Origin of the sequence: Kocuria rhizophila (assembly GCF_003667225.1) — a bacterium.
Lineage (GTDB): Bacteria > Actinomycetota > Actinomycetes > Actinomycetales > Micrococcaceae > Kocuria > Kocuria rhizophila.
Genome location: NZ_RCOM01000094.1, coordinates 1 through 8507, shown reverse-complemented (window position 1 = coordinate 8507; position 8507 = coordinate 1). Strand labels below are relative to the sequence as shown.

At 70.6% G+C, this 8507-nt stretch carries 8 protein-coding genes and 1 riboswitch; of the genes, 1 reads left to right on the top strand and 7 read right to left on the bottom strand.

The window, feature by feature from the left end; translation table 11 throughout:
- On the top strand, nt 1-602 hold a 602-nt coding region (locus tag D9R02_RS10425; RefSeq protein WP_438819417.1), incomplete at its 5' end, for a hypothetical protein.
- A gap of 36 nt (nt 603-638) precedes the next feature.
- On the opposite strand, the gene D9R02_RS10420 is transcribed toward D9R02_RS10425, so the two are convergent.
- The 7 genes from D9R02_RS10420 to D9R02_RS10390 all read right to left on the bottom strand — a co-directional run bounded on the left by D9R02_RS10420 (nt 639) and on the right by D9R02_RS10390 (nt 8179).
- The gene (locus tag D9R02_RS10420) at nt 639-1445 is read right to left on the bottom strand and encodes a sulfite exporter TauE/SafE family protein (protein WP_183085991.1); all 807 of its coding nucleotides are present in this window, start codon (nt 1443-1445) and stop codon (nt 639-641) included.
- A gap of 21 nt (nt 1446-1466) precedes the next feature.
- Nucleotides 1467-3293, bottom strand: a complete 1827-nt coding sequence (locus tag D9R02_RS10415; protein ID WP_121566877.1) for a proline--tRNA ligase — start codon at nt 3291-3293, stop codon at nt 1467-1469.
- 99 nt (nt 3294-3392) lie between these two features.
- Entirely contained in the window at nt 3393-4208 is an 816-nt protein-coding gene (locus D9R02_RS10410) for a GNAT family N-acetyltransferase (RefSeq protein WP_259463950.1), read from the bottom strand.
- Between the two features lie 38 nt (nt 4209-4246).
- Nucleotides 4247-5413, bottom strand: a complete 1167-nt coding sequence (gene ispG, locus D9R02_RS10405; protein ID WP_102613558.1) for a flavodoxin-dependent (E)-4-hydroxy-3-methylbut-2-enyl-diphosphate synthase — start codon at nt 5411-5413, stop codon at nt 4247-4249.
- A 179-nt stretch (nt 5414-5592) separates the two neighbouring features.
- On the bottom strand, nt 5593-6249 hold the full coding sequence (locus tag D9R02_RS10400) for a methionine ABC transporter permease (RefSeq protein ID WP_102613557.1): 657 nt from the start codon (nt 6247-6249) through the stop codon (nt 5593-5595).
- Nucleotides 6249-7301 carry a methionine ABC transporter ATP-binding protein gene (locus D9R02_RS10395; RefSeq protein ID WP_121566876.1) on the bottom strand — a complete coding sequence of 351 codons (1053 nt, stop codon included), beginning with the start codon at nt 7299-7301 and terminating at the stop codon, nt 6249-6251. Before D9R02_RS10395 ends, D9R02_RS10400 begins: the two co-directional genes overlap by 1 nt.
- Nucleotides 7298-8179, bottom strand: coding sequence for a MetQ/NlpA family ABC transporter substrate-binding protein (locus D9R02_RS10390; RefSeq protein ID WP_121566875.1), 882 nt, complete (start codon nt 8177-8179; stop codon nt 7298-7300). The genes D9R02_RS10395 and D9R02_RS10390 overlap by 4 nt, the downstream gene beginning before the upstream one ends.
- Before the next feature lie 91 nt (nt 8180-8270).
- Nucleotides 8271-8385: riboswitch (SAM riboswitch) on the bottom strand.
- Nucleotides 8386-8507 lie beyond the last annotated feature (122 nt).

Genomic DNA, 8507 nt, shown 5'->3' with positions numbered 1-8507 from the left:
ACTCTCTGCTCGACACCGCCGGGGTCACCTCCGGTGAGGGGGCGGGCCCGGCGGCGGGCGGTCCGGGTGACTCCGGCCGGGGAACGAGCCCTGGGGCCGTGCCATCGGGTTCCTCCGGCGGGTCGGGCCCTGTGCCCGCGAGTCCCGGGGCCACGTCGAGCACCCAGGACGCCGACTCCCCCGCAGGGACAGAGACCCCGTGCCGGGAGGATCTGCTCGCCGCTACGACCGCCCTGGACCGCTCCGCGTTCACGGCCGAGGCCGCCACCGCCGTGATGACTGACGGTTCGGCCCAGGACACCGTGACCACCGTGGCGGACGACGTCCGCGCCACGCTGTCCCAGCCCCGGGTCGAGCCCCTGCTGGCGTGCGAGCCGTCGCCCGTGGCCGCCCGTCACGACCTCCCCCGTGACCTGGCAGAGGAACCGGCGCGGAGCGTGGGACAGACGCAGCAGGAGACGGCACGCACGCTGCTGGCCGCGGCGGCGTCGTCGCCCTCCGAGGACCGCGTGTGGCTGCTCACGGCCCTGCGGGACACCGTCCGCACGGCACAGGCCCTGGCTCCGCAGGAACCGGTGCCCGCGCTGCCCGCGGCGCCCTGAGTGGCATCACCCTGAGCCCGCGCGGCGCCGCGGACCTCACGAGCCGGAGATCACGTCCCACCCGAGTTTGACGATCAGCGCGGTGACCACCACGAAGAACACGACCCTGATGAACGAGCTGCCCCGCGCCACGGCCGTGCGCGCGCCGAGGTAGCCGCCGGTCATGTTGCTGAGCCCCAGCACCAGACCGAGCCCCCACAGGACGGAGCCGTGGGCCGCGAACACGGCCAGCGCACCGAGGTTCGTGGCCAGGTTCACGATCTTGGCCTTCGCGCTGGCCTCCACGAAGCTGTACCCCAGCACGGAGACCAGCGCGATGATGAGGAAGGATCCGGTGCCGGGGCCCATGACGCCGTCGTAGAAGCCGATCATTGCGCCCAGCGCCACGGCCCGGGCGTAGTGGTGCGCGCCCGTGTGGCGCAGCTCGGTGAGCTGGCCCATGGACGGACGCGCCACCGTGAACACGAGCACCGCGATCAGCGCGAGCACGATGATCGGCGTGAACACGGACTCGGGCAGGGCCGCGGCTACCGCCGCGCCCCCGCCCGCCGCGAGCGCGGCAACCGCCGCCATCGGCAGCGCCGTGCGCAGGTCCGGGCGCACCCTACGGTAGAACGTCACCGCGGAGGTGGCCGTGCCGAACACCGAGCCCATCTTGTTGGTGGCCAGCGCCTGGACCGGGCTCAGCCCCGGGATCATGAGCGTGACCGGCAGCTGCAGCAGGCCGCCGCCACCCACCACGGCGTCGATGAAGCCCGCGGCGAGACCGGTGGCCATGAGCAGGGCGATGAGCCCGGGGGTTGCCGACTCCAGCCCGGAGCCGCTGAGGAACGAGACATCCACCGTCCGTGCGACGCGCGTGCGCTACAGGGACTCGGCCGCGGGGCCGTCCTGGCCCTGCAGCTCCGCGGTGATCTCCGCAACCACCTGGTCCCGCCGGATGTCCCGGCTGGTGCCACTGCGGCGATCCTTGAGCTCGAGCAGGCCATCGGCCAGCCCGCGCCCCACCACGAGCACCGTGGGCACACCGAGCAGCTCGGCGTCCCGGAACTTCACGCCCGGGGAGACCTTGGGACGGTCGTCGAAGAGCACGCTGATGCCCGCGGCCTCGAGGTGCGCCACGATCTCCTCGGCGGCCTCCAGCACCTCCGGACCCTTGCCCGTGGCCACCACGTGGAGGTCCGCGGGGCTGAGATCGCGCGGCCACAGCAGGCCGTTGTCGTCGTGGTAGAACTCCGCCACGGCCGCGAGCGCCCGGGTCACCCCGATGCCGTAGGAGCCCATGGTCACGGTGACCAGCTTGCCGTTGCTGTCCAGCACCTTGAGGCCGAGTGCCTCCGCGTACTTGCGGCCGAGCTGGAACACGTGGCCCATTTCCATGCCGCGGGCGATCTCCAGCGGCCCGGAGCCGTCCGGTGCGGGATCGCCGTCGCGGACCGTGCAGGCCTCCAGGGTGCCGTCCCACGTGAAGTCGCGCTCCGCCACGAGGTCGTACACGTGGGACTCCGCGACGTTCGCGCCCGTGATCCAGCGCGTTCCGGGCACCACGCGGGGGTCCACGAAGTAGGGGATGCGGGTCAGGGACTCGGCGCCGAGCAGCGGCTCGTCCCGGGTCAGTCCCGGACCGATGTAGCCCTTGACCAGTTCGGGGACGGCCCGCAGCTCGTCCTCCGTGGCGGCCGCGACCTCCAGCTCACCGCCCTCGCCGAGGGCCTCGCCGATGCCGGCCTCCACCCGCTTGAGGTCGATGTCCCGGTCCCCGGGAATGCCCACGGCCACGAGCTGCCTGCGGCCCTCCGGCAGGGAGACGGCGAGCACCACGTTCTTGAGTGTGTCCGCCGCGGTCCAGGGCTCGCCCTCGCGGGGGTGCAGCTCGTTGGAACGGGCCACGAGGGTCTCGATCGTGGGGCTGTCCGGCGTGCGGTGCACCTGTGCGGGCGGCGCGTCCGCGTAGTCCACGGGCTCCGGGACGACGGTGGTCACGGCCTCCACGTTCGCGGCGTACCCGCCAGCGGATCGGACGAAGGTGTCCTCGCCGACCGCCGAGGGGTGCATGAACTCCTCGGAGCGCGAGCCACCCATGGCACCGGAGGTGGCGGAGACCGCCACCACGGGCAGCCCGAGCCGCTCGAAGATCCGCACGTAGGCCGCCCGGTGCTTGGCGTAGGACTCGTCCAGCCCGGCGTCGTCCACGTCGAAGGAGTAGGAGTCCTTCATGATGAACTCGCGCCCGCGCAGCAGACCGGCGCGGGGACGGGCCTCGTCACGGTACTTGGTCTGGATCTGGTAGAGCATCGCGGGCAGGTCCTTGTAGGACGAGTACATGTCCTTGACCAGCAGCGTGAACATCTCCTCGTGCGTGGGCGCCAGGAGGTAGTCCGCGCCCTTGCGGTCCTGCAGCCGGAAGAGGTTCTCGCCGTACTCGGTCCAGCGGTTGGTGGCCTCGTACGGCTCACGCGGCAGCAGCGCCGGGAAGTGGACCTCCTGGGCGCCGATCGCGTCCATCTCCTCGCGGACGATGTTCTCGACCCTGCGCAGCACGGCCAGGCCCAGGGGCAGCCACGTGTAGATGCCGGGGGCGGCGCGGCGGATGTAGCCGGCGCGCACGAGCAGCTTGTGGCTGTCGACGTCGGCGTCCACCGGATCTTCACGCAGGGTGCGCAGGAACAGGGAACTGAGGCGAAGCGGCACGAATAGGTCCTAACCGCCCGTGACCGGGCCGATCGAAGCTGCTGATGTCTGCGGCGAGTCTATCGCTGTGACGCGTCCCGGGGGTCAGCCCCGCCGTGCTCACAGGAGCACGGTGGCGAAATCCCCGTGACGGTGGAAGCCCACCCGGCGGTAGGTGGCCAGCGCGGGGGCGTTGTAGTCGTTGACGTAGAGGCTCACGGTCGGGGCCTGCCGCCGGGCCAGGGCCACGGTCGCGGCCATGCAGGGGACGGCGAGGCCCTTGCCCCGGTGCTCGGGGGCCACCCACACCCCCTGGATCTGGCACACCCCGCCGTGCAGGGAGCCGATGTCGGCCTTGAACACCACGTCACCGCGGTGGTCGGTGAGCACCGCGGTGCGACCGTCGCGCAGCAGGGACCGGATCCGCTCCCGGTAGCCGTGGGCGCCACTGCCCAGGGGCGAGTAGCCGACCTCCTCGGTGAACATGGCGGCCGCCGCGGGGAGCACCCGCTCGAGGTCCGCCTCGCTCCCCCAGTGCACGGAACTCGCGGGGCCGGCGAGCAGGCGGGGGTCGGGGTCTCGGTCCATGACCAGCAGGGGCTGCACCGGACGCACGTCGAACGGCGCGGGCCACGAGTCACGCAGCCGCTCCCACAGCCCGAGCACCGGCTCTGCCGGGCCGAAGAACGAGGCGAAGCGGGGCCCGCCGCGGGCCAGGGCGTCCGCCACGAGGTCCGTTCCCCGCTCGTCCAGCACCACGGGGACCACGTTGGTCCCGGCCCAGCACGCCCCCACGAGTTCCCCCGAGGGTGCGGCCACCCCGTACACCGGCGGGCGGCGGGCCCCGGAGGCACGAACCCGCTGCACGTGCGACGCCACGAACACGGAGGCCACCGGGTCCTGCGCGAGAAGCCGGTCCAGTGCCGCGGGGTCCACGGCGGCGGGTGCGAGCGCCCGCGCGCCCCGACGCCGGATCACCCGGCGGTCACGACCGGGGAGCCCTCCACGGGCTGGCCGTTCTCGTCCAGCTCCATGCTCTCGGCCATCTCGTTGGCCTGGGCCAGCAGGGTCTCCACGATCTGGTCCTCGGGAACGGTCTTGATGACCTCGCCCTTGACGAAGATCTGGCCCTTGCCGTTGCCCGAGGCCACCCCGAGGTCCGCCTCGCGGGCCTCGCCCGGTCCGTTCACCACGCAGCCCATCACGGCCACGCGCAACGGCACGGTGAGGTGCGCGAGCCCCTCGTTGACCTCCTCCGCGAGCTTGTACACGTCCACCTGCGCACGCCCGCAGGACGGGCACGAGACGATCTCCAGCTTGCGCGGGCGCAGTCCGAGGGACTGCAGGATCTGGTTGCCCACCTTGACCTCCTCCACGGGAGGGGCGGACAGGGACACGCGGATGGTGTCCCCGATGCCCTGCGAGAGCAGGATGCCGAACGCCGTGGCGGACTTCACGGTGCCCTGCAGCGCCGGACCGGCCTCCGTGACGCCCAGGTGCAGGGGCCAGTCCCCGCGCTCGGCCAGCAGCTGGTAGGCCCGGACCATGGTCACGGGGTCGTTGTGCTTCACGGAGATCTTGAAGTCGTGGAAGTCGTGCTGCTCGAACAGGGAGGCCTCCCACACCGCGGACTCCATGAGCGCCTCGGGGGTGGCCTTGCCGTACTTCTCCAGCAGCCGCTTGTCCAGGGAGCCCGCGTTCACACCGATCCGGATGGACACCCCGGCCGCCTCCGCGGCGCGGGAGATGCCCTCGATCTGGTCGTCGAACTTGCGGATGTTGCCCGGGTTCACGCGGACACCGGCGCACCCGGCGTCAATCGCGGCGTAGACGTACTTGGGCTGGAAGTGGATGTCCGCGATCACGGGGATCGGGGACTTCTTGGCGATGATGGGCAGGGCGTCGGCGTCGTCCTGGGACGGGCACGCCACGCGCACGATGTCGCAGCCGGCGGCGTTGAGCTCCGCGATCTGCTGCAGCGTGGCGTTGATGTTGGTGGTGGGGGTGGTGGTCATCGACTGCACGCTGATGGGCGACTCCGAGCCCACTCCCACGGATCCCACCCGGATCTGGCGGGTCTTGCGCCGCGGGGACAGAACGGGCTGGGGCGCTGCGGGCATGCCGAGATTGACCGACGTCACGTGTTTCCTCCAGGGGAATCGACCTGCGGGGCCCGAGACGCGCGCCCCGCGAACGTTGCTCCCCCCATTGTGCCCCACTCCTCCGACGTGGCTGACGCCCACCAGTCCCGGAGACAACGACGCCGCCCCCGGCCGCGCGCGTGCGTGGCCGGGGGCGGCGTCGAGCCTGGGCGGGGAGGTCAGCGGCGCATGATCTTGCGCGCGAGCCAGTTGCCGAAGAACTGCACGAGCTGGACCAGGATGATGATCACGATCACCGCGGCCCACGTGACCTGGTCGTTGAAGCGCTGGTAGCCCAGCCGCAAGGCGAAGTCGCCCAGACCGCCAGCACCGATCGCCCCCGCCATCGCGGACATGTCCGTGATGCCGATGACCAGGAAGGTGTAGCCCAGCACCAGGGGGCCGAGCGCCTCGGGGAGCACCACCGTGGTGATGATCTTCCACCGCGAGACCCCCATGGACCGGGCGGCCTCCACGACCCCCGGGTCCACGGTCATGAGGTTCTGCTCCACGATCCTCGCCACGGCGAACGTGGCGCCGATGGTCATGGCGAAGATCGCGGCGTTGGGCCCCAGCCGGGTGCCCACCACGGACTCCGTGACCTGCCCCAGCGCCGCGAGCAGGATGATGAACGGGATGGGTCGTACAAAGTTCACCAGCAGGTTGAGCACGGTGAACACCGCGCTGTTCGCCAGGATGTTGCCCCGGCGGGTCACGTAGAGCCCCACGCCCACCGCGAGACCCAGGAGCCCCGCGAGGACCAGGGTCACCGAGACCATGTAGAGCGTCTGCCCGGTTGCCTGCAGCAACTGCGGGCCGAGAGTGGACCAGTCCATTACTCGGACACCTCCTGGACCGTGGTGACCGCCCGCAGGGCCTCGATGGCCCGTGACACGGCGTCGTCGGGCCCGTCGAGGGACAGCGTGAGCGTCCCGAACGTGTGTGACTGCAGGATGGAGATCCCGCCGAACGCGATCTCGAAGGCCACGCCGTCCCGCGCGGCGTCGGAGAGCACCGAGCCGATCCTGTTGCGGTCGGTGACGTCCACGAGCACGAGCCGGCCCGGATGCTCGGACCGGAGCTTGGCGAGCTCGTCCTCCCGCGGCACGGTGCGCATCACGGAGGACACGAACTTGCGGGTGGTCTCCGCCCTCGGGTGCGCAAAGAGCTCCGCGGTGGTCCCGGTCTCCACGACCCGCCCGGAGTCCATGACCGCCACACGGTCGGCGACGGCGCGCACCACGTCCATCTCGTGGGTGATCAGCACGATCGTGATCCCCAGCTCGCGGTTGACGCGTCGCAGCAGGCTCAGGACCTCCTGCGTGGTCTCCGGGTCCAGCGCGGACGTGGACTCGTCCGCGAGCAGCAGCTCGGGGTTCGTGGCGAGCGCTCGCGCGATGCCCACCCGCTGCTTCTGGCCGCCCGAGAGCTGCTCGGGGTAGTTGCCGGCGCGCTCGGTGAGACCCACGAACTCGAGCAGCTCTGCCACCCGCGCCCTGCGGTCCTCCGGCTTCCACCCGGCGCGCTTGAGCGGGAACTCGATGTTGCCGGCCACGGTGCGGGACGTGAACAGGTTGAACTGCTGGAAGATCATCCCGATGTCCCGGCGGATCGGGGCCAGCTGGGTCTCGCTGCGGCCGTCCACCTGGCGGCCGGCCACCTGCAGGCTGCCGGACGTGATGGGTTCCAGGCCGTTGATCAGGCGCACCAGCGTGGACTTGCCGGCACCCGAGTAGCCGATGACGGCGAAGATCTCCCCGCGCCGAATGTCCAGGTCCACGGAGTCCACGGCGGTGACCGTGCGCGTGCGGCGCTTGGAGCCGGTCACGAAGACCTTGCTGACGTCCCGGAAGCTGACCAGTGTCTGCGCCTCGGGCGCCGGGCTCACTTGCTCTGCCCCTTGAGGTCCTCGGAGTAGCGGGACAGCAGGTCCTTGAGCTCTTGCTGGTCCACCCTGGTGGGCACCGCGGTGCCCTTGGTCTCCTGCTTCTCGGCCTCCTGCACCTTGTCGTCGTAGTAGAAACCCGCAACCTTCTTGAGGGTCTCGTTGTCCGCGTTCGCCTCGGTCGCGGCGAAGAGGTTGTCGTAGACCTTGGCGCTGTCCGCCGTGGGATCGTCCTGGGCGAGCGCGTTCTTCGGTTCGAGGTTAGCCCGGTCCAGGAAGTCGTTGTTCACCACGGAGGCGGCCACGGAGTCCATGGACAGCACGGTCTGCTCCGCGGAGACGGGACGGACCTTCACCTTGGACTTCTCGGTGTCCACGTCCTGCTCGGTGGGGGCGATCGTGTCCTTGGTGAAGGTCACCAGGTCCTGCTGCTCCAGCAGGCTCAGCGCCCGGGAGAGGTTGATGGAGTCGTTGGGAACGGCGATCTCGTCCCCGTCCTTGACGTCGGCCACGGACTTCACGGACTTGGAGTACAGCCCCAGCGGGAAGATGGACGTGGAGCCCACGGGGGTGATCGTGTCACCCGAGTTGTTGTTGTAGTCCGCCAGGTAGGCGATGTGCTGGAACCAGTTCATGTCGATGTCCCCGCTCTTCAGGGCGGGGTTCGGCTGGCTGTAGTCGCTGAAATCCACGAACTCCACGGTGACATCGTTCTGCGCCGCCACGTCCTTCAGAGCGTCCTGGACGGGGGTGGCGCCCACGATGCCGATGGTGATCTTGCCGTCGGCCATGGGATCGGTGTTCTCGGGGCCGCCGCACGCGGTGAGGGTCAGGCCCAGGGTGGTGGCCAGTACAACGGGGATCAGGCGCTTGCTTCGCACGGTGATGCCTTTCCAGGGTCGGGATACGGATGCGCGGAGCAAACAGTCCCACCTGGATGAGGGCAATGATCAGACACGTGCCATTCGGGGAAAACCGCACTTGCCGTGATCTGTTCGAACCGCGGCCGGATGGTCATCTGGGGCACCCCGCTACGGGAGAGGGTTGCCGTCCGGCCAGCCAGAGCTTCGCGCCGGATCTCGTCATCCGCCCAGAACTGTAGCACGGTGTTCACAGGTTCCCGTACCGCCGGACGACGCCGCCCGGGCCGCCCCCGTCCGCACGGCGTCATCGCGTGCCACGGTGCACCCCGGGGCCACGCCTGGCTTC